Source organism: Actinomadura mexicana (assembly GCF_900188105.1).
Lineage (GTDB): Bacteria > Actinomycetota > Actinomycetes > Streptosporangiales > Streptosporangiaceae > Spirillospora > Spirillospora mexicana.
The window spans coordinates 99315-119941 of the sequence record NZ_FZNP01000014.1 but is presented as its reverse complement, the minus strand read 5'-3'; the positions used below and the strand labels follow the sequence as shown (position 1 = coordinate 119941).

Genomic DNA, 20627 nt, shown 5'->3' with positions numbered 1-20627 from the left:
CCTTCTTGCGACGGGGCGGTTCCTCCTCAGCGCAGGAACGCGGCGGCGACGCCGGCGTCCACGGGGACGTGCAGTCCGGTGGTGTGGGTCAGGTCCCCGCCGGTGAGGGCGAAGACGGCGGCGGCGACGTGCTCGGGCAGCACCTCGCGCTTGAGCAGCGTCCGCTGGGCGTAGAACTCGCCGAGCCTCTCCTCCTCGACGCCGTACACGGCGGCGCGCTTGGCGCCCCAGCCGCCGGCGAAGATCCCCGAACCGCGCACGACCCCGTCCGGGTTGACCCCGTTGACGCGGATGCCGTGCTCGCCGAGCTCGGCGGCCAGCAGCCGCACCTGGTGCGCCTGGTCGGCCTTGGTCGCGCCGTAGGCGATGTTGTTCGGCCCGGCGAACACCCCGTTCTTGGACGAGATGTAGACGATGTCGCCGCCCATGCCCTGCTCGACCATGACGCGGGCGGTCTCGCGGGACACCAGGAACGAGCCGCGCGCCATGACGTCGTGCTGGAGGTCCCAGTCGGCGGCGGTCGTCTCCAGCAGCGGCTTGGAGATGGACAGGCCGGCGTTGTTGACGACGAGGTCGACGCCGCCGAACGCCAGGACCGCCTCCCGGACGGCCGCGGTGATCTCGTCCTCGGAGGTCACGTCCACGCCGACGGCGATCGCGACGTCCGGGGCGCGCAGCGCGGTGGCGCCGATCTCCGCGGCGACCTTCTCGGCCGCCCCGAGGTCCCGGTCGGCGACGACGACGCAGGCGCCCTCGGCGGCGAGGCGGCGGGCCGTGGCCGCGCCGATGCCGGAGCCGCCGCCGGTGACGAGCGCGACACGCGAGGCGAGGGGCTTGCTCGCCGGCATCCGGCGCAGCTTGGCCTCCTCCAGCTCCCAGTACTCGATGCGGAACTTCTCCGCCTCGTCGATCGGCGCGTACGCCGACAGCGCCTCCGCGCCGCGCATCACGTTGATCGCGTTGACGTAGAACTCGCCGGCGACCCGCGCGGTCTGCTTGTTCGCCCCGAAGGAGAACATGCCGACGCCCGGCACCAGCACGATCGCCGGGTCCGCGCCGCGCATCGGCGGCGAGTCCGGGCCGGCGTGCCGGTCGTAGTAGGCGGCGTACTCCTCGCGGTAGGCGGCGTGCAGTTCCCCGAGCCGCGTCCTGACGTCGTCCAGCGGCGCGTCCGGCGGCAGGTCCAGCACCATCGGCGCGACCTTGGTGCGCAGGAAGTGGTCCGGGCACGACGTGCCGAGCGCGGCGAGCCGGGGGTGCTCGGCGCGGGACACGAAGTCCAGCACCGCCTCGCTGTCGGTGTAGTGCCCGACCTGCGGCCGGTCCGTGGACGCCAGGCCCCGCACGAGCGGGAACAGCGCGGCGGCGCGGGCGTGCCGCTCGTCCTCGGGCAGCACCGGGTGGACGACCTCGCCGAACGGGTCGGGCCTGCCGTGTTCGGCGATGTAGGCCTCGGCGGTGCGGATGATGTCGAGGGAGTTGGCCTCGCACTCCTCGCTCGTCTCGCCCCACGCGGTGATGCCGTGCCCGCCGAGGACCACCCCGATGGCGCCGGGGCTGGCGCGCTTGATCTCGGCGATGTCCAGGCCGAGCTGGAAGCCGGGGCGCCGCCACGGCACCCACGCCACCCGGTCCCCGAAGATCCGGCGCGTCAGCTCCTCGCCGTCGGCGGCCGTCGCGATCGCGATGCCGGAGTCGGGGTGCAGGTGGTCGACGTGCGCGGCCTCCACGAGACCGTGCATGGCGGTGTCGATGGACGGCGCGGCGCCGCCCTTGCCGTGCAGGCAGTAGTCGAACGCCGCGACCATCTCGTCCTCGCGCTCGACGCCCGGGTAGACGTCCACGAGGGCGCGCATCCGGTCCAGCCGCAGGACGGCCAGGCCCTTCTCGGTGAGGGTGCCGAGGTCGCCGCCCGAGCCCTTCACCCACATCAGCTCGATGTCGCGGGCCGTCACGGGGTCGGTGACCGTGGCCTTCGCGGACGCGTTGCCGCCCGCGTAGTTGGTGTTGCGCGGGTCCGAGCCGAGGGTGTTGGCGCGTTCCAGCAGGCGCTCCACCTCGGGTGGAGTGGCGGTCATCGGATGTCTCCTCGTGTGCGTGGCTTCATGGACGTGCGTGGCCTCATGAACGTGCGTGGCCTCATGAACGTGCGTGGAAGGTGTAGGAGCCGGACGCGGCCTCCAGCCGGACGACGCTCCCGCCCGCGCCCTGGCCGGTGCCGAGGACGCGCACGCCCCGGGCGGCGGTCAGCGGCCGCCCGCTCTCGCTGACCCGGTCCGCGGCCGCGGCGGGCAGTTCGATCTCGGCGGTGGCGCCGACGGGGACGCTCACCCGCAGTTCGAACCCGGAGCCGGACTTCGTCCAGCGGACCGCGACCGGGCCGTGCGGGGTGGCCGTGGAGCCGTTCACCGAGGTCAGGTCGCCGACCGGCTGCGGCGCGATCCGCACCCGGTCGAATCCGGGCGCGGCCGGCGTGATCCCGGCGAGGTCCTCGGTGAACCACTCGCCGATGGCGCCGCCGAGGAAGACGTGGTCGCGGGACCGCGAGTCCAGGTCCCAGCGCTCCCACAGGGTGGTGGCGCCGTTCGCGGTCCAGTACCCCCAGCCCGGATAGGTGCGCTGGTCCGCAACGCGGTAGGCGAGGTCGCCGTGGCCGCGCCTGGTCAGCTCGGTCAGCAGGTACTTGGTGCCGAGCGCCCCGGTGTTGAGGTGGTCGCCGCGCTCCTGGACGTCCCGGACGAGCCGGTCGGTGACGGCCTTCTGCGACTCCTGCGGCGCGAGGCCGAGGGCCAGGGCGAGCAGCGCGTTGGTCTGCCGGTAGCCGGGGTCGGACTTGGTGACGTAGGCGTCGCCGCGCAGGAACGCCTTGTTGAAGGCGTCCTTGGCGCGGGCGGCGGCGGCCCGGTAGCGGGCGGCGTCGTCGCCGTGGCCGAGGACCTCCGCCACGTCCGCGATGATCGTCGCGTTGGAGTAGGTGTAGGCGGTGCCGTGCAGCCGCCCGTCCTCGGGGGTGTTGCCGTTGTACCCGGGGGCGAGGTAGTCGTTGAGGCTGCTCGGGTAGAGCCCCTCCCCGTCGGCGCGCTTGAGCCATCCGTCCAGGTACGCCCGCATCGCCGGGTAGGTCGCGGCGAGGACGTCCCGATCGCCGTACCGCTGGTACATCTGCCAGGGGATCTCGGTGAGGGAGGCGTGCCACGGCGGCGCCTGCCCGTAGTAGCCGAGGCCCCAGCCGTTGTCGGGCACGATGCCCGGGACGGTCCCGTCGGGGCCCTGGCTGTCGCGTTGGTCGGTCATCCACTTGGCGAACAGCCGGCGCAGGTCGAAGCGGCCCATCTCCATCTCGGCCATGAGCTGCGCGTCGCCCGTCCACCCGTTCTTCTCGTACATGGGGGTGTCGGTCGGGATGCCGTGCCAGTTGTTGACGACGGTCTGCCGGGTCACGGTCTCCAGCGTGTTGAACAGGTCGTTGGAGCTGCGGAACGAGCCGTTCGAGCGCAGGTCGCTGTGCACCTCGCGGCCGTCGAGGTCGTCGGCGGTGGGCGGCTCCCCCGGCCAGCCGGTCACCTGGACGTACTGGAAGCCCTTGTAGCTGTAGCGGGCCTCCCACGTCTCGGTCGTCCCGCGCCCGGCCAGGACGTACTCGTCGGTCTGGAAGCGGCCGGTGACCAGGCCGTTGCCCGCCTGGACGGTGCCGTCGGAGTTGAGCCGCTCGCCGTACTTGAGGCTGACGGTCGCGCCCTTCGGGCCGCTGGTCCTGATGCGGGCCCACCCGGCGGTGTTGTGGGGCATCTTGAACACGTAGACGCCGGAGGCGGGGTTGGTGACCGCGACGGGCCGAAGGGTGCGGGCGACCTTGATCGGCTCGTGCTCCTCGGGCACCACGGTGGCGGTCGGGGCCGTGACCGTCGCCGCCTGCCGCCAGGAGGAGGCGTCGAAGCCGGGACGGTCCCAGCCGGGCTTCTCCTCGCGGGCGTCGTAGGTCTCCCCGCCGTAGAGGGAGTCGTAGCGGACGGGGCCCTCGGCGTAGCGCCACTGCCCGTCGGTCGCGATCGTCTGGGTGCCGCCGTCGTCGTAGGTGACGACGAGCTGGGCCAGCAGCCGCGGCTCCCCCGTCCACGGGGCGGCGTTCCAGTTCCAGGCGTTATTCTGGGTCATGCCGTAGAAGCCGCGGCCGAGCCGCGCCCCGATCACGTTGCCGCCGTGCCGCAGCATTCGGGTCACGTCGCGGGTGACGTACTCGACGCGCTTGTCGTAGCGGACGAACCCGGGCTGGAGGACCTCGTCGCCGACGCGCCGGCCGTTCAGGCTCAGCTCGGCGTAGCCGCCGGCCGCCGCGTACAGCCGCGCCTTGGCGATCTTCTTGCCGGGGACGGTGAAGTCGCGGCGCAGGAGCGGCTCGGGGAGGGTGGGCTTCTCGGGGTTCACCTCGCCCCAGGGGGCGCCGCCCCAGGCCGCCAGCACCTTCGCCTCGGGCCAGGCCGCGTCGTCGTAGCCGGCGGCCTTCCAGTCTCCGGCGGGTTCCTCGTTCGCGGCCCGCCAGGCCGCGCCGGTGTCGAACTGCTTCGGGTCCTGCCCCGGCAGTTCGAGGCGTCCGAGCAGCCCGGCGGGGCTGGCCTTGCCGTTGGTCGCCTTGACGGCGACGACATTGCGGCCCGCCCGCAGGTGGGCGGTGACGTCGACGACGATCGGGCGCCGCCAGTTCTCCGCCACCGGGTCGGGGTCGCGTCCGCCGACCTCGGCGCCGTTCACCCAGGCGGTGAAGCCGTCGTCGGCGGTCATGGCGAGGCGGGCGCCCTGCGGGACCGCGGCCAGGTCGAACGCGCCGCGGAAGTAGCGCGAGCCGGCGGGCGCCTGCGTCTTGGGGTCGCCCTCGGGGTACCAGATCCAGCTGGTGCCGCGCAGGTCGGGCGTGGACGCGGCGCTCTCGGGGGCGCCGATCCAGGAGCCGCGCCAGCCGTCCGCGCCGAGCGCGGTCTCGAACCAGGTCGGCGCGCTCCAGCGCGTCCAGTGCCCGCGGGCGTCGGCGACCTTGACCCGCCAGGTGTAGCGGGTGGCCGCCTTGAGCGCCGGGCCGCCGTAGCGCACGTCGTAGCCGCGGGCCGACGCGACCGCGCCCGAGTCCCAGACGGCGCGGTCCCCGTCGGCGGTGGCGACGGACACGCGGTAGGCCGTCTGCCGCTGGCCGCGCTCCCCCGCGCTCAGCACCCATCCGAAGCGCGGCTTCGCGGCCGAGACGGCGTTCGGGGTCGTGGCGTGCTCGGTCTCCAGGCCGCCGAGGCGCAGGGCGGCGGTCTCCACCGCGTGCGCGGGGACGGCCACGGCCAGGACGAGCCCGGCGGCGGCGACGAGGGCGACGGGGCGGCGCGCCATGCTCATGCGCCCCAGCCGGCGGCCTGGCCGTCCTTGCGCTCCTCGGCGATCCGCTCGTAGTAGCCGGACGCCTTGTAGGCGGCGACCGGGTCCGGGTGCAGGCCCATCTCCTCGCGCAGCTCGGCGAGCAGCGCCCGGACGTCGGTGTTGTAGGCGTCCATGAAGACGGCGTTCGCCTCCAGGACGTCGCCGGACCGCTGCGCCGACCGCAGCGCGGCGGTGTCCACCAGCAGCGCCTTGGCGGTGGCCTCCTGGACGTTCATCACCGAGCGGATCTGGCCCTGGATCTTCGGCTCGATGTTGTGGCACTGGTCGAGCATGAACGCCACGCCCGTCTCGGCGTCGTAGCCGCCGCCGCGCATCACCTCGTGCATGATCCGGAACAGCTGGAACGGGTCGGCGGCGCCCACCATCAGGTCGTCGTCGGCGTAGAAGCGGGAGTTGAAGTCGAACCCGCCGAGCTTCCCCTCGCGCAGCAGGAACGCCACGATGAACTCGATGTTGGTGCCGGGCGCGTGGTGTCCGGTGTCCACCACGACCTGCGCCTTCGGGCCGAGCTTCAGGCAGTGCGCGTAGGAGGCGCCCCAGTCCGGCAGGTCGGTCATGTAGAACGCCGGCTCGAACAGCTTGTACTCCAGCAGGAACCGCTGGTCGTCGCCGAGCCGCTCGTAGACGGCGGCGAGGGCCTCGGCCATCCGGTCCTGCCGGTCGCGGATGTCGTCCTGCCCCGGGTAGTTCGTGCCGTCGGAGAACCACAGCTTCAGGTCGCGGGACCCGGTGGCGTCCATGATGTCGACGGCTTCGAGCAGGTGGTCGAGGGCCTTGCGGCGGACGGCGGGGTCGGGGTTGGTGACGCTGCCGAGCATGTAGTCGTCGTCCTGGAAGACGTTGGTGTTCACCGCCCCGATCCGCACGCCCCGCTCCTCGGCGTGGGCGGCCAGCGCGGCGTAGTCGTCCACCCGGTCCCAGGGGATGTGGATCGCCACGCTGGGCGCGACACCGGTGTACCGGTGCACCTGCGCGGCGTCGTCGATCTTCTCCCGCGGGGTGCGCGGCACGCCCCGCTGGGCGAAGACCTTGAACCGGGTCCCCGAGTTCCCGTACGCCCACGAGGGAGTCTCGATCTGCTGGCGGCGCAGGGCGTCCTTCACCGCGCTGGTGTCGTTCACGCTTGCCTCTCTTCTTTCCGGTCACCTGGTCAGTCCAGGTGGAAGACCTCGGGGAGCGTCCGCATCCCCTCGTCGGGGCGGCCGTCGAGGTCCTCGAAAAACGGCGCCATCTCCGCCTGCCACCGCGCGTTCACGTCGGTGCGGGCCATCGCCTCCTGGGCCGCCTCGAAGTCGTCGGTCTCCAGGTAGCCGACGAGGAGGCCGTCCTCGCGCAGGAACAGCGAGTAGTTGTGCCAGCCGGTGTCGCGCAGAGCGCTGAGCATGTCGGGCCAGACCGCCTGGTGGCGCAGCTTGTACTCCTCCAGGCGGTCCTGCCTGACCTTCAGCAGGAAGCAGACGCGCTTGGTGCTTCCGGACATGGAGGGATCAGAAGTGGTACTGGTCGATGTTCTTGGCGTCGAACACCGTCGGCGGGCCGAGGATCACCTCGCCGTTGGCGCCGATCGAGCGCTCGCCGAGCTTGCCGGCCTTGAACTTCTCGCCCTGCGCGCCGGTGATCTGCCCGGACGACAGCGCCGCCGCCGCGTACGCGGCGAGGTAGCCGAGGTTCTTCGGGTCCCAGAGCTCGAATCCCTTGACCGTGCCGTCCTTGACGAACTTGCGCATCTGGTCGGGGGTGCCGAGGCCGGTCAGCGCGACCTTGCCCTTGTACTTGGAGCCGGAGATGTAGCGGGCGGCGGCGGCGATGCCGACCGTCGTGGGCGAGATGATGCCCTTCAGGTTCGGGTACGCCTGCAGCAGGCCCTGGGTCTGCTGGAACGACTTCTGGTCGTCGTCGTCGCCGTAGGCCACCTTGACGAGCTTCATCTTGGAGTACTCGGGCTTCTTCAGCTCGTCCTGCATGAACTTGATCCAGGTGTTCTGGTTCGTGGCGTTCGCGGTCGCCGACAGGATCGCGATCTCGCCCTCGCTGCCGATCTGGTCGGCGAGCAGCTTGACCTCGCTGCGGCCGATCTCCTCCGAGCTGGCCTGGTTGATGAACACGTCCCGGCAGGCGGGGTTGGTGTCGGAGTCGTAGGCGACGATCTTGATGTTCTTGGACATCGCCTGCTTGAGCGGCCCGCACACCGCGTTCTCGTCGTTGGCGGCGATGAGGATCGCGTCGTGCCGCTGCTGGATCAGCGTGTTGATGTAGGAGACCTGCGAGGAAGCCGAGGCGTCGGACGGGCCGACCTCCTTGGCCTGGCCGCCGAACTCCTTGGCCGCCGCGATGCCGGCGTTGTCGACGATCGTCTCGTAGGGGTTGTTGACCTGCTTGGGCAGGAACGCCAGCTTCAGGCCCTTCTTCAGCGGCGCGTTCGGGTCCGCGGAGGCGTTCCCCCCGGCCTTGGCGTCCCCCGAGCCGGACGCGGAGTCCTTGGTGGTCCCGCCGCAGGCGGCCAGGCTGAGGGCCAGGGCGCCCGCCGTGGCGGCGGCCGCCAGCCGGCGCGGAGCGCGCAAACGAATGGTCATCAGGTGCCTTTCACAGTTCCGGGTCGTGCTACGGGGTGGGTGGGCGTACGGCGGGGGGCAAGGGCGGTGCGGTGGATCAGGGTGCGGCGGCGGGGACCGCGGGTCTCGCGCCCCGCCGCCGGCCTCGGGCCTCGCGCGCCACGGCGATCAGCCGCGGCGTGAGGACGCTGATGATGAGCAGCAGGCCCGTGACGATCGACTGGACCTCGGTGGAGACGTCGTTGAGCATCAGCAGGTTGCGGAGCAGGCCGATGAGCAGCACGGCCGCGATGACGCCCCCGAGGGTGCCCCTGCCGCCGTCGAAGTCGACGCCGCCGAGCAGCACCGCCGCGATGACGGTGAGCTCCAGGCCGAGGCCGTTGTCGGCGCGGGCGCTGCCGTAGCGGAGCGTGTAGACGATGCCGGCGAACCCGGCGACGAGGCCGGACACCGTGAAAAGGATCAGCTTGAGGCGCTTGACCCGGATGCCGGCGAAGTAGGCGGCGTCCTCCTGCGCGCCGATCGCGAACAGCGACCGCCCGACGCCGGTGGCGTGCAGGACGACGCCGGTGACGGCGGCGAGCACGGCGAACAGCGCGACCGGGTACGGGATCGGGGTGCCGGGGATGGAGGACGTCGCGAGATCGGTGTAGGCGGTGGGGAACTCCGAGATCGCCCCGGTGCCGAGCGTCACGTACGCCAGGCCCCGGTAGAGGGTCATCGTGCCGATCGTCACGGCGAGGGAGGGCAGCCCGAGCCTGGTCACCAGCAGGCCGTTCACCAGCCCGCACACGACGCCGACCACCAGCACCAGCGGGATGATCGCCTCGATGGACATGCCGCCGTCCCACAGCTTGCCGGTGAGGGCGCTGCACAGCCCGAGGATCGAGGCGACCGACAGGTCCACCTGCCCGCACACGACCAGCAGCGTCATCGGCAGCGCGATCAGTGCGATCTCGCTGAGGTCGTCCAGCGCGAACGACAGGTTGTCGTTGTTCGCGAAGTCCGGCGAGAACCCGGCGCCGCTCGCGAAGACCACGACCAGCAGCGCGGTGACGGCGGTCTCCCACCGCATCAGGCGGCTCATGACCGTCCCTCCTTGCTCTGCGGCGCGGCGGCGCGGTGCGCGGCCGACGCCAGGGACCGCTGTTTCAGCGCCCGGGTGACGCGCAGCGCCAGCAGCCGGTCGACGCTGATGGCCAGCAGCAGCAGGACGCCGGTGATCGCGTCCTGCCAGAACGAGTTGACCTTGAGCACCACCAGCACGCTGCCGATGGTGGTGAGCAGCAGCGCGCCGAGCGCCGCCCCGTACACGGTGCCGACGCCGCCGGTGATGGCGACGCCGCCGACGACGACGGCGCTGACGACCTTCAGCTCCCAGCCGTTCGCGGCGTCGGCGACGACGGTGCCGAACCGGGCGAGCCACAGCACCCCGGCGAGCCCGGCGAGGGCGCCGCTGACCAGGTAGGCGGTGAGGACGCGGCGGCGGATCGGCACGCCGGCGAGCATCGCGGCCTCCGGGCTGGACCCGATCGCGTAGTACTCGCGCCCGGAGGAGTAGGAGCGCAGGTAGTAGCCCACCGCCAGCATCACCACCACGGTGATGATCGCCAAATAGGGGACGCCGAGGATCCCGTCGCTGCCGAGGCTCAGCAGCGAGGACGGCAGGTCCGCGGCACCGATCTGGTCGCCGTGCGCGAGGCGGTAGTCCAGCCCCTGGATCACGTACAGCGTGCCGAGGGTGACGACGAGGGCGGGCACGCGGCAGAAGCTGACCAGCAGCCCGTTCACCAGCCCGCAGACCAGGCCGATCCCGACGCCCACCAGCGCGACCAGCACGACGTTGCGGTCCCCGCCGGAGGCGAACTTCCCGGCGCTGAACGCGACGAGCCCGACGACGGACCCGACCGACAGGTCGATGTTGCGGGTGACGACGACCATGCTCTGCCCGACGGCGAGCAGCACCAGGATCGAGGCGTTGAGGAAGATGTCCTTGACGCCCTGGCCGGACAGGAACCGCGGGTTGGCGATCGTCGTGCCGAGCACGAGCACGAGCAGTGCGCCGAGGATGCTCAGCTCGCGGGCGCGCAGCACCATCTCGACGAGGCGGCGCCCGCCGCCCGGCGGGCCGCCCGACTCCGGCCTGGCCGGGGACTGGGTGAGGACGGTCATCGGCTCAGGCCGCCTTTCCGCTGCCGGGGCGGCCGGTCGCGGCGGCCATCACGCTCTCCTCGGTCGCGTCCGCGCGGGCGATCTGCGCGGTCAGCCGCCCCTCGTGCATGACGAGGATCCGGTCGGCCATGCCGAGCACCTCCGGCAGGTCGGAGGAGATCATCAGCACCGCCAGGTCCTGCGCGGCCAGTTCCGACAGCAGCCGGTGCACCTCGGCCTTGGTGCCGACGTCGATGCCGCGGGTCGGCTCGTCCACGATCAGCACGTCCGGCTCGGTGGCCAGCCACTTGGCGAGCACGACCTTCTGCTGGTTGCCGCCCGACAGGACGCCGACGGCGTCGCTGAGCCGGGCGTACTTCAACTGGAGGCGCAGGCCCCAGTCGGCGGCGCGGTCCCGCTCCACCTTCCGGGAGATCAGGCCCCCGCGCCCGGTCTCGCGGCGCAGCGTCCGCAGCTGGGTCAGGCCCATGTTCCGCTCGATCGACATGTCCATGACCAGGCCCTGCTGGCGGCGGTCCTCGGGGACGAGCGCCAGCCCGGCCGACATCGCGGCCGTGGGGCTGCCCGCCGGGAGCGCGCGCCCGCCGACCTCGACGGTCCCGGCGTCCCAGCGGTCCACGCCGAAGACGGCGCGGGCGACCTCGCTGCGACCGGCGCCGACCAGCCCGGCCAGCGCGACGATCTCGCCGCGGCGGACCTCGAAGGAAACGTCGGTGAAGGCGCCCTCGCGGGTCAGCCGGCTCACCTTCAGCGCGACCTCGCCGGGCGTGACGTCCTGCTTGGGGTAGAGCGCGTCGAGATCGCGGCCGACCATCCGGCGGACGAGGTCGTCGGGGGTGATGTCGGCGACCATGTCGGTGCCGACGTAGGCGCCGTCGCGCAGCGTCGTCACCCGCCGGCACAGCTCGAAGATCTCCTCAAGCCGGTGCGAGATGAACAGCACCGCGCAGCCGTGCTCCTGGAGGTTGCGGGTGACGGCGAACAGGCGGGCGACCTCCTGGCCGGTGAGGGCCGCGGTCGGCTCGTCCATGATGAGCACCCGCGCGTCCCGGGAGATCGCCTTGGCGATCTCGACGACCTGCTGGTCGGCGATCGACAGGCCGCGGGCGGGCTGCTGCGGGTCCAGCGCGACGCCGAGCCGCTCGAACAGCCGCGCCGTCTCGGCGTGCACGGCGCGGCGGTCGATGCGGCCGAGCGCCCCGCGCGGCTGGCGGCCCATGAAGATGTTCTCGGCGACCGACAGGTCGGGGAACAGTGTGGGCTCCTGGTAGATGACCGCGACGCCGGCGGCCTGCGCGTCGGCGGGGCCGTGGAAGGCCACCGGCTCGCCGTCCACCCGCACCTCGCCCGCGTCGGGGCGGTGCACGCCTGCGAACGTTTTTACGACCGTGGACTTACCGGCGCCGTTCTCGCCCGCGAGGGCGTGCACCTCGCCCGCGTGGAGCTCCAGGGTGACCCCCTGCAGCGCGCGGACCGCGCCGAACGACTTACTCACGTTGACCAGTGCCAATGTCGGCGGCGCCGAGCGGCCCGGTGCACCCATCGCGGCCCTCCTCGCGGGGGACGTCTGTGACGAACAGATGAAAAACGTTTTAACTAGATGTTGCGGAGGACGCTAGATGTGACCCGGAGCACCCGTCAAGGGGGGAACCTGCCTCCAACCCGCCCAGCGCTGCGGAAAGCCCGTCTCCACAAGGGCCGGCGATATTCAGAAGTCGTTCGCGGCCGGGACCGGCCTCCGGGGTTTCGCGCCCGTGGACCTCGATCTCGGGTTGACACGTTTTAATCGGATGACCCAAAGTGAGCGGCGACACACCAGCGGACGACTCGGGGGCACACAGATTGGGCGCAGACGACACCGGCCGCTCCGCGCCGCCGGGCCGGACGGTCGGCATCAAGCAGGTCGCGGCGCACGCCGGCGTCTCGCCGGGCACCGTGTCCAACGTGCTCAACCGCCCCGAGCGCGTCGCCGAGGCCACCCGCGCCCGCGTCGAGCAGGCGATCCGCGATCTCGGCTTCGTCCGCAACGGCTCGGCGTCCACGCTGCGCGCCGGGCACAGCAGCACGATCGGGTTGATGGTCCTCGACCTCGCCAACCCGTTCTTCACCGACGTGGCGCGCGGCGTGGAGGACACCGCCAGCGAGCGCGGCTACTCGGTGATCCTGTCCTCCTCGGGCGAGTCGGACGAGCGGGAGCAGCGCAACCTGCGGGTGTTCGCCGAGCAGCGCGTCCGGGGGGTCCTGCTGACCCCGGTCGGCGACGAGGGCGAGGCCGCCGACCGGCTGCGCGAGCGGGGCGTCCCGGTGGTGCTGCTCGACCACCCGACGCCGCGCGCCAACCAGTGCTCGGTCGCCGTGGACGACGTCGCGGGCGGCGAGCTCGCGGCCGCCGAGCTGCTGGACGCGGGGGCCCGGACGCTGGCGCTCGTCACCGGGCCGGCGGTGCTGCGCCAGTGCGCCGACCGGCGCAAGGGCGCGCTGCGGGCGGTGCGCGCCGCCGGGCTCGGCGGCGACGCGATGCGCGAGGTCGCCGTCGGGGCGATGAACGCCCGGGCCGGGCAGGAGGCGGCCCGGCGGCTGCTGGAGGCCGGCCCGCCCCTGCCCGAGGCGATCTTCTGCGCGAACGACCTGCTCGCGCTCGGCGTGCTGCGCGTCCTGCTGCAGGCCGGGATCAAGGTGCCGGATGACGTCGCCCTGATCGGGTACGACGACATCGAGTTCTCGGCCGCGGCGGCCGTCCCGCTCAGCTCGGTGCGGCAGCCCACCTACCAGCTCGGCCGGATCGCGACCGAGCTGCTGCTGGAGGAGTGCGACCAGACGGGCGGGCACGCCCACCAGCAGGTGATGTTCCAGCCCGAGCTGGTCGTCCGCGAGTCCAGCCGCTCCGCCCTCGGCGGTCCCGCCCTCGGGAGGCAGGCACTGTGAGAGTCGCGCTGTTTCTCACCTGCGTCAACGACACGATGTATCCGGGGACGGGCAAGGCGGTGGTGCGGCTGCTGCGGCGCCTCGGCCACGACGTCGAGTTCCCCGAGTCGCAGACCTGCTGCGGGCAGATGCACCTCAACACCGGCTACCGGCGGCAGGCGCTGCCCCTGGTGAAGGGGTTCGCGGAGACGTTCGAGCCCTACGACGCGGTCGTGACGCCGTCCGCGTCCTGCGCGGCGATGATCCGCGACTGGCATCCCCGGCTCGCGCCGCGCGCCGCCGGGGTCGCCTCCCGCGTGCACGAGCTGACGGAGTTCCTGGTGGACGTCCTCGGCGTCACCGACGTCGGCGCGTACTACCCGCACCGCGTCACCTACCACCCGACATGCCACTCGCTGCGGATGCTGCACGTCGGCGACCGCCCGTTGCGGCTGCTGCGCGAGGTCGGCGGCATCGACCTGGTCGAGCTCCCGGACGCGGCCGAGTGCTGCGGGTTCGGCGGGACGTTCGCGCTGAAGAACGCCGAGGTGTCGGCCGCGATGTGCGCGGACAAGGTCACCGCCGTCCGGTCGACCGGGGCCGAGACGCTGTGCGCGGCGGACAACTCCTGCCTGATGCACATCGGCGGCGCCCTCACCCGCACCCGCGCCGCGGTGCGGACCGTCCACCTGGCCGAGATCCTCGCCTCGACGGAGGAGGAGCCCGCATGACCTCGCCGGCGATGCCGACCTATCTCGGAATGCCGTCGTTCCCGGACGCGGCGCGCCGCGCGGTGGCGGACCCGCGGCTGCGCGGGAACCTCGCGCACGCCACCACCACGATCCGCGGGCGCCGCGCCGCCGCGGTGGCCGAGCTGGACGACTGGCCCGCGCTCCGCGAGGCGGGCAAGCAGATCAAGGACCACGTCCTGGCGAACCTCGGCCACTACCTGCGGCTGCTGGAGGAGAAGGTCGCCGAGGCCGGCGGGACGGTGCACTGGGCCCGCGACGCGGCCGAGGCGAACCGGATCGTCGCGGACCTGGTGAAGGCGACCGGCGAGACCGAGGTCGTCAAGGTCAAGTCGATGGCGACGCAGGAGATCGGCCTCAACGAGTTCCTCGCCGAGGAGGGGATCACCGCCTACGAGACCGACCTGGCGGAGCTGATCGTCCAGCTCGGGGACGACCGGCCGTCGCACATCCTCGTCCCGGCCATCCACCGCAACCGCTCCGACATCCGCGACATCTTCCTGCGCGCGATGGAGGACGTGCCGGCGGGGCTGACCGACGCGCCCGCCGAGCTCGCCGAGGCGGCCCGGCGGCACCTGCGCGCCAAGTTCCTGTCGGCGAAGGTCGGGGTGTCGGGCGTGAACTTCGCCGTCGCCGATACCGGCACGCTCGTCGTGCTGGAGTCGGAGGGCAACGGCCGGATGTGCCTGACGCTCCCCGAGACGCTGATCTCGGTGATGGGCGTGGAGAAGATCGTGCCGAGCTGGCGGGACCTTGAGGTGTTCCTCCAGCTGCTGCCCCGCTCCTCCACCGCCGAGCGGATGAACCCCTACACCTCGGCCTGGACGGGCGTGTCCCCCGGCGACGGCCCGCGCGACTTCCACCTCGTCCTGCTGGACAACGGCCGCACCGCCACCCTGGCCGACGAGGTGGGGCGGCAGGCGCTGCGCTGCATCCGCTGCTCGGCGTGCCTGAACGTGTGCCCGGTCTACCAGCGCGCGGGCGGCCACGCCTACGGCTCGCCCTACCCCGGCCCGATCGGCGCGATCCTGTCCCCGCAGATCAGGGGCATCGGGTCGGAGGTGGACGCGTCGCTGCCGTACGCGTCGACGCTGTGCGGGGCCTGCTTCGAGGCATGCCCGGTCGCCATCGACATCCCGGAGGTGCTCGTGCACCTGCGGGCCCGCGCCGTCGAGAAGGGGCCCCGCCATCCGCTGGAGCGGGTGGCGATGGCGGCGGCCGGGTGGACGCTGCGCTCCCCCACCCGGCTCGCGCTCGCGCAGCGCGCCGCGTCCGCGAGCCGCCGCGCCGTGGCGCGCGCCGGCCGGATCCGGCGGCTGCCCGGGCCGCTGGGCGCCTGGACCGAGACGCGGGACGCGCCCGCGCCGCCGCCCGAGTCGTTCCGCGCCTGGTGGGCCCGGACCGGCGGCGGGCGCGAGGAGGGGGAACGGTGAACGCGCGCGAGGAGATCCTGCGCCGGATCGAGCGGGCGGCGCCCGCCCGCCCCGCCGCCGAGGTCGCGGCCTCCTACGACCGGATCGACCGCGGCTACCTGCGCCGCCACCACGAGGACGCGATCCTCGACCTGTTCGCGGAGCGGGTCGCCGACTACCGCGCGACCGTCCTGCGCGTCGCCGCCGCCGAGGTCGCCTCGACCGTCGCCGAACGGCTCGCGGCGCGTCCCGGCGCCTACGGCGTCCCGTCCGGCCTGCCGGCGGAGTGGACGTCCGCGACCGGCGCGGCGCTCGTGCGCGACCCGTCGGTCGCCTCCCTCGACGGTCTCGCCGGGGCGGTCACCGGCTGCGCGGCCGCGGTCGCGGAGACGGGGACGATCGTGCTGGACCACGGACCAGCCCAGGGGCCGCGCGCCCTGTCGCTCGTACCCGACTACCACCTGATCGTCGTCCTCGCCGGCCAGGTCGCCGCCGATGTGCCGGAGGCGCTCGAACGGCTCGATCCGCGGCGCCCGCTGACGTTCGTGTCGGGCCCGTCCGCGACGAGCGACATCGAGCTGTCGCGCGTGGAGGGCGTGCACGGACCGAGGACTCTGGAGGTACTGGTCGTCCAATGAGCGAAGCGATGTTCGCGGCCGTCGATCTCGGGGCGTCCAGCGGGCGGGTGATGGCCGGGCGCGTCGGGCCGGGCACCCTCGTCCTGGAGGAGATCCGCCGCTTCCCCAACCGTCCCGTCCGGGTCAACGGCACCCTGCACTGGGACATCCTCGGCCTCTACGGCAACGTCCTGGACGGGCTGCGCTCCGCTCCGCGCGGCCTGGCCTCGGTCGGCATCGACTCCTGGGCCGTCGACTACGGGCTGCTGGACGCCGGCGGCGCCCTGCTCGGCAATCCCGTCCACTACCGCGACGCCCGCACCGACGGCGTGCTGGAGCGGGTCCGCGCCGAACTGGGCGAGGACCTCCTCTACCAGTCCTCGGGCCTGCAGTTCCTCCCGTTCAACACCATCTACCAGCTCGCGGCCGACGACCTCTGCCGCGCCGAGACGCTCCTGCTCATCCCCGACCTGCTGGCCTACTGGCTCACCGGGGAGATCGGCGCCGAGCGCACGAACGCCTCCACCACCGGCCTGCTGGACGTCCGCGACCGCACCTGGTCGGCGGACCTCATCGCCCGGCTGGGCCTGCCTTCGCGGATCTTCCCGCCGCTACGCGATCCCGGCGCGGACATCGGCACCCTCCGCGCGGACGTGGCGGCCGAGACCGGCCAGGGCGCCCTGCGCGTCACGGCCGTCGGCTCGCACGACACGGCCTCCGCCGTCGCCGCCGTCCCCGCCGCGACGGACCGCTTCGCCTACATCTCGTGCGGCACCTGGTCGCTGGTCGGCGTGGAACTGGACGCCCCCGTGCTGACCGAGGAGAGCCGCAAGGCCAACTTCACCAACGAGGGCGGCGTCGACGGGACCGTCCGCTACCTGCGCAACGTGATGGGCCTGTGGCTCCTCCAGGAGTCCCTGCGGACCTGGGGCGAGACGGACCTGCCGGCCCTGCTCGCCGCGGCCGGGGACGTGCCCGGCCTGCGCTGCCTCATCGACCCCGACGACCCCGAGTTCCTGCCGCCAGGCGACATGCCGGCCCGCATCGCCGCGCACTGCCGGCGCCGCGGGCTGCCCGAACCGTCCACCCCCGCCGAGACCGTGCGCTGCATCCTCGACAGCCTCGCCCTCGCGCACCGCGCCACGCTCCGCCAGGCGGCGCGCCTGTCGGGGCGGGAGATCGACGTCGTCCACCTGGTGGGCGGCGGCAGCCGCAACGAGCTGCTGTGCCGGCTGACCGCCGACGCCAGCGGGCTGCCGGTGGTGGCCGGGCCCGTCGAGGCGACCGCCCTCGGCAACGTCCTGGCGCAGGCCCGCGCGCACGGCGCCGTCGCGGACCTGGCCGAGGCCCGCGCCCTGGTCGCCGCCACCGAGGACCTGCGCCGCTACACCCCGTCCGGCGACGAGGCCCGCTGGAGCGAGGCCGCCCGGCTGATCGGCCTGGACGGCTGACCTCCGGTCCCCGGCCCGGATGTCACGGCTGCGGGACGGTTTACCCTCCCGAGGTTGACATGGGGCCGCAAAGGGCTGTTCATAGCTATGAACAACACGGTCAAGCAGGGTCCCCCCGCGGTGATGGCGCTCGGGCATGGGCGGGTTGCCCCACCTTATTGACGTTCTACCCGATAAGGTGAACCCCGCTCAGGGACCAACGAGAAGCATGATCACGGCGTTTCGACCGCCTGTCGCTGTTGGGGTGTGGACATGGAGGGTCGTACCGGCCACGACAACGGAGCGGCGCCGGGCGGCGTCCCGCTGGTCGGGCGCAGGGACGTCCTCCGTGTCTTCGAGGAGTCGCTGGACGCCACGGCGGCCGACGCGTTCCGCTTCCTGGCCCTGGTGGGCGAGCCGGGGGCGGGCAAGACGCGGCTGCTGACCGAGCTGTCGAACGCCGCCGAGTCCCGCAAGCTCGCGACCCTGGCCGGCCGGGCCTCGGAGTTCGAGCAGGAGATGCCGTTCGGCGCCGTCGTCGACGCCCTCGACGACCACCTCGAGGACCACGCGGGCGACCTCGGCCGCGGCACCGTCCGGCTGCTCGGCCCGGTGTTCCCGGCGCTCGCCGCCTCCCTCAGCGACGGGGAGGACGCCGGCCCGCCCGGCAGCGCGCCGGTGACCACCCCGGTGGCCCGCTACCAGCTGTACCGCGCGGTGCGGCGGCTGCTGGAGGAGGTGGCCGCCCCGTCCGGGCTGGTCCTGATCCTCGACGACGTGCACTGGGCCGACAACGCCACGATCGAGTTGCTGGACCACCTCGTGCGGCACCCGCCGCGCGCCCGGGTGCTGATCGCCGTCGCCTACCGGCCCGCGCAGGCGTCGGCCCGCCTCGCCGCGCTGGTCCAGGCGTCGCTGCGGGGCGAGGGCGGGCACCGGCTGACCGTCGGGCCGCTCACCCAGGCCGAGGTCGCCGAGCTGCTCGGCCCCGCCGTCAGCGGGGCGCGCTGCAACGAGCTGTACCGGGCCAGCGGCGGCAACCCCTTCTACCTGGAGGCCCTGGCCCGCACCCGCGAGCCCCTCGCCGCCGGCTACGCCGAGGGCGAGCTGCCGCCGGCCGTGCGCGCGGCGCTGCAGCTGGAGCTGAGCGGGCTGTCGCCGGACGCGCTGCTGATCGCTCAGAGCGCCGCCGTCGCGGCCGACGAGTTCGCGCCGCCGCTGGCCGCCGTGGCCGCGGAGGTGAGCGAGCGGGTCGCGCTGGCCGCGCTCGACGAGCTGGTCGCCCGCGACATCGTGCGGCCCCGGGCCGAGCGCTTCCGGTTCCGGCACCCGCTCGTGCGGCACGCCGCCTACCGGTCCGCCGCGGCGGGCTGGCGGCTGGCCGCGCACGGCCGGATCGCCGCCTACCTCGCCGAGATCGGCGCACCCGCCGCCTTCCGCGCCCGGCACCTGGAGCGCTCGGCCCGGGTGGGCGACCGCGCCGCCATCGCCACCCTGGTGGAGGCGGCCCGCGCCTTCGCCACGCAGGCCCCCTCGACCGCCGCGCACTGGCTGAAGGTCGCGCTCGGGCTGATGCCCGCGGTCGGCGACGCTGGCGCGGTGGGCGGGGACCCCGCACAGCCCTCCCGCCTCGAACTGATGATGGAGCTGGCGCAGGTCCAGACGGTCGGGGGCCACCTCACCGATGGGCGCGAGACCGCGCGGAGCGTCCTGAAGATGCTGCCGCTGGACGCCTACGAGCAGCGCGCCCGCGCGGCCCGGCTCGCCGCGCTGATGGAACGCCAGCTCGACCGGCCGAACGAGGCCCGCACCCTGCTGCTGGACGAGCTGCGGCGGATGCCCGACCCCCGGTCCCCGGCGGCGGTGCCGCTGCGGATGCGGCTGATCGCCGAGCGGATGATGCGGATCGACTTCCGCGCCGCCCAGGCCGTCCTGGACCTGATGCCCGACAGCTCGGAGGACTGGGAGCCCAGCCTGGAGCTCGCGGTCGCCGCGTTCCGGCCGATGCCCGCCCTCGCCGCCGGCCGCATCGAGGACACCCTGCGCTACCTGGCGGCGGCCGACCGGCTGGTGGACGCCGCCCCCGACGAGCACCTGGCCGAGTGGATGGACGCGATCGCCTGGCTGTGCTGGGCCGAGACGTTCATGGGCCGCTTCCGCAGCGCGGCCCGCCGGTTCGAGCGGGCGGTGGACGTCGCCCGCGCCACCGGGCAGCTCTACGTCGTCCCCACGCTGATGGCGGGCCTCACCCGCGCCTACGGCATGACCGGCCGGCTGGAGGAGGCCGCGGTCGTCGCCGAGGAGGCGGTGGAGGAGGCGCGGCTGCTGCACTCGGGGCAGCAGCTGGTGTTCGCGCTCACCCAGCAGAGCCTCGTCGCGGGCTGGTCCGGGGACGAGGAGTCCGCGCTGCGGCACGCCGAGGAGGCCATCGAGAGCGGCGCCGGCGTCGGCGAGTGGTGGGGGTCCATGGCCCGCTACGCGCGCGCGATGGCGCTGATCGGCCTCGGCCGGCTGGAGGAGGGCGCCGAGGCCGTCGACGCGACGGTCAAGGGTCCGCTGGACCAGCGGACGCACCTGTCGCTGAGCGAGGTCATGGCCGGCGTCGAGGCGGGACGGGGCCGCGCCGCGGCCGCCCAGAAGTGGGTGGAGCGCGGCGAGCACTTCATCATCCCCGGCCTGGAGGCCCACAACGGCCTGGCGCGACTGGCCCGCGCCCACGTCCTGCAGCTCACCGACGCGGCCGCGGCGGCGCGCGAGGCGCTCGCGGCCGCGGAGACGTTCGAGGAGGCCGGGCACCGGATCGACGCGGGCCGGGCCCGGATGCGGGCCGGGCAGGCGCACGCCGGGGCCGGCGAGCGCGCGGCCGCCCGCGAGCAGCTGCGGCTCGCGGCCGAGATCTTCGCCGGCTGCGGGGCGCGCTCCCTGCACGCGCAGGCCGTCCGCGAGCAGCGCCGGATCGGGGTGCGGGTGCCGGCGCGGGGCGGCGGCCGCGAGACGGGGCTGCCGGGCGGGCTGTCCAAGCGCGAGTACGAGGTCGCGTCGCTGGTCGTGGAGGGGTGCACGAACTCGCAGATCGCCGAGCGGCTGTTCGTCAGCATCCGCACCGTCGAGACGCACCTGTCGCACATCTTCGCCAAGTTCGGGGTGAACTCCCGGGTCGGCGTGGTCAACGCCCTCAGCCGCCAGGACCCCGACGCCCCCGGGATCGGCTGACCAGGGCCCCGCCCGGACCGGCCCTGACGCGAACGCGCGCCCCCGTACCGCCGTCTCAGTAGGCGTTCGTCAGGGTTCCGTGCCAGAAGTAAGGGTTTACCACGATGTTGCGTTCCAGCAGGTCACCCCATCATTACTGCGGGAAAGGGAGGTGGCGGAC

14 protein-coding genes are annotated in these 20627 nt (G+C 73.4%); 6 read left to right on the top strand and 8 right to left on the bottom strand.

The window, feature by feature from the left end:
- Positions 1-26 precede the first annotated feature (26 nt).
- From CHC11_RS30665 to CHC11_RS30630, 8 genes are all read right to left on the bottom strand, one after another.
- Entirely contained in the window at positions 27-2078 is a 2052-nt protein-coding gene (locus CHC11_RS30665) for a bifunctional aldolase/short-chain dehydrogenase (protein ID WP_089315336.1), read from the bottom strand.
- A gap of 61 nt (positions 2079-2139) precedes the next feature.
- Complete coding sequence (locus CHC11_RS30660; protein ID WP_143227389.1) at positions 2140-5376, bottom strand: family 78 glycoside hydrolase catalytic domain; 3237 nt, start codon at positions 5374-5376, stop codon at positions 2140-2142.
- The gene (gene rhaI / locus CHC11_RS30655) at positions 5373-6539 is read right to left on the bottom strand and encodes an L-rhamnose isomerase (protein WP_089315334.1); all 1167 of its coding nucleotides are present in this window, start codon (positions 6537-6539) and stop codon (positions 5373-5375) included. The genes CHC11_RS30660 and rhaI overlap by 4 nt, the downstream gene beginning before the upstream one ends.
- Before the next feature lie 29 nt (positions 6540-6568).
- The gene (locus CHC11_RS30650; protein ID WP_089315333.1) at positions 6569-6898 is read right to left on the bottom strand and encodes an L-rhamnose mutarotase; all 330 of its coding nucleotides are present in this window, start codon (positions 6896-6898) and stop codon (positions 6569-6571) included.
- Positions 6899-6905: 7 nt separating this feature from the next.
- Entirely contained in the window at positions 6906-7991 is a 1086-nt protein-coding gene (gene rhaS / locus CHC11_RS30645; protein WP_089315332.1) for a rhamnose ABC transporter substrate-binding protein, read from the bottom strand.
- Positions 7992-8067: 76 nt separating this feature from the next.
- A complete protein-coding gene (locus tag CHC11_RS30640; protein ID WP_089315331.1) occupies positions 8068-9057 on the bottom strand; it encodes an ABC transporter permease in 990 nt (329 codons plus the stop codon).
- Positions 9054-10142, bottom strand: a complete 1089-nt coding sequence (locus tag CHC11_RS30635) for an ABC transporter permease (RefSeq protein ID WP_089315330.1) — start codon at positions 10140-10142, stop codon at positions 9054-9056. Before CHC11_RS30635 ends, CHC11_RS30640 begins: the two co-directional genes overlap by 4 nt.
- 4 nt (positions 10143-10146) lie before the next feature.
- The gene (locus CHC11_RS30630; RefSeq protein WP_089315329.1) at positions 10147-11685 is read right to left on the bottom strand and encodes a sugar ABC transporter ATP-binding protein; all 1539 of its coding nucleotides are present in this window, start codon (positions 11683-11685) and stop codon (positions 10147-10149) included.
- A 299-nt stretch (positions 11686-11984) separates the two neighbouring features.
- Between CHC11_RS30630 and CHC11_RS30625 the strand changes: the two genes are divergently transcribed.
- From CHC11_RS30625 to CHC11_RS30600, 6 genes are all read left to right on the top strand, one after another.
- The gene (locus CHC11_RS30625) at positions 11985-13067 is read left to right on the top strand and encodes a LacI family DNA-binding transcriptional regulator (RefSeq protein ID WP_089315328.1); all 1083 of its coding nucleotides are present in this window, start codon (positions 11985-11987) and stop codon (positions 13065-13067) included.
- Complete coding sequence (locus CHC11_RS30620) at positions 13064-13777, top strand: (Fe-S)-binding protein (RefSeq protein WP_089315327.1); 714 nt, start codon at positions 13064-13066, stop codon at positions 13775-13777. Before CHC11_RS30625 ends, CHC11_RS30620 begins: the two co-directional genes overlap by 4 nt.
- Positions 13774-15228, top strand: coding sequence for a LutB/LldF family L-lactate oxidation iron-sulfur protein (locus CHC11_RS30615; RefSeq protein ID WP_089315326.1), 1455 nt, complete (start codon positions 13774-13776; stop codon positions 15226-15228). Before CHC11_RS30620 ends, CHC11_RS30615 begins: the two co-directional genes overlap by 4 nt.
- Complete coding sequence (locus CHC11_RS30610) at positions 15225-15845, top strand: LutC/YkgG family protein (protein ID WP_089315325.1); 621 nt, start codon at positions 15225-15227, stop codon at positions 15843-15845. Before CHC11_RS30615 ends, CHC11_RS30610 begins: the two co-directional genes overlap by 4 nt.
- Entirely contained in the window at positions 15842-17275 is a 1434-nt protein-coding gene (locus CHC11_RS30605) for a rhamnulokinase (protein WP_089315324.1), read from the top strand. The genes CHC11_RS30610 and CHC11_RS30605 overlap by 4 nt, the downstream gene beginning before the upstream one ends.
- 252 nt (positions 17276-17527) lie before the next feature.
- Positions 17528-20467: a helix-turn-helix transcriptional regulator gene (locus CHC11_RS30600; protein ID WP_089315395.1), complete on the top strand. Its 2940-nt coding sequence runs from the start codon at positions 17528-17530 to the stop codon at positions 20465-20467.
- The last annotated feature ends 160 nt before the right edge of the window (positions 20468-20627 follow it).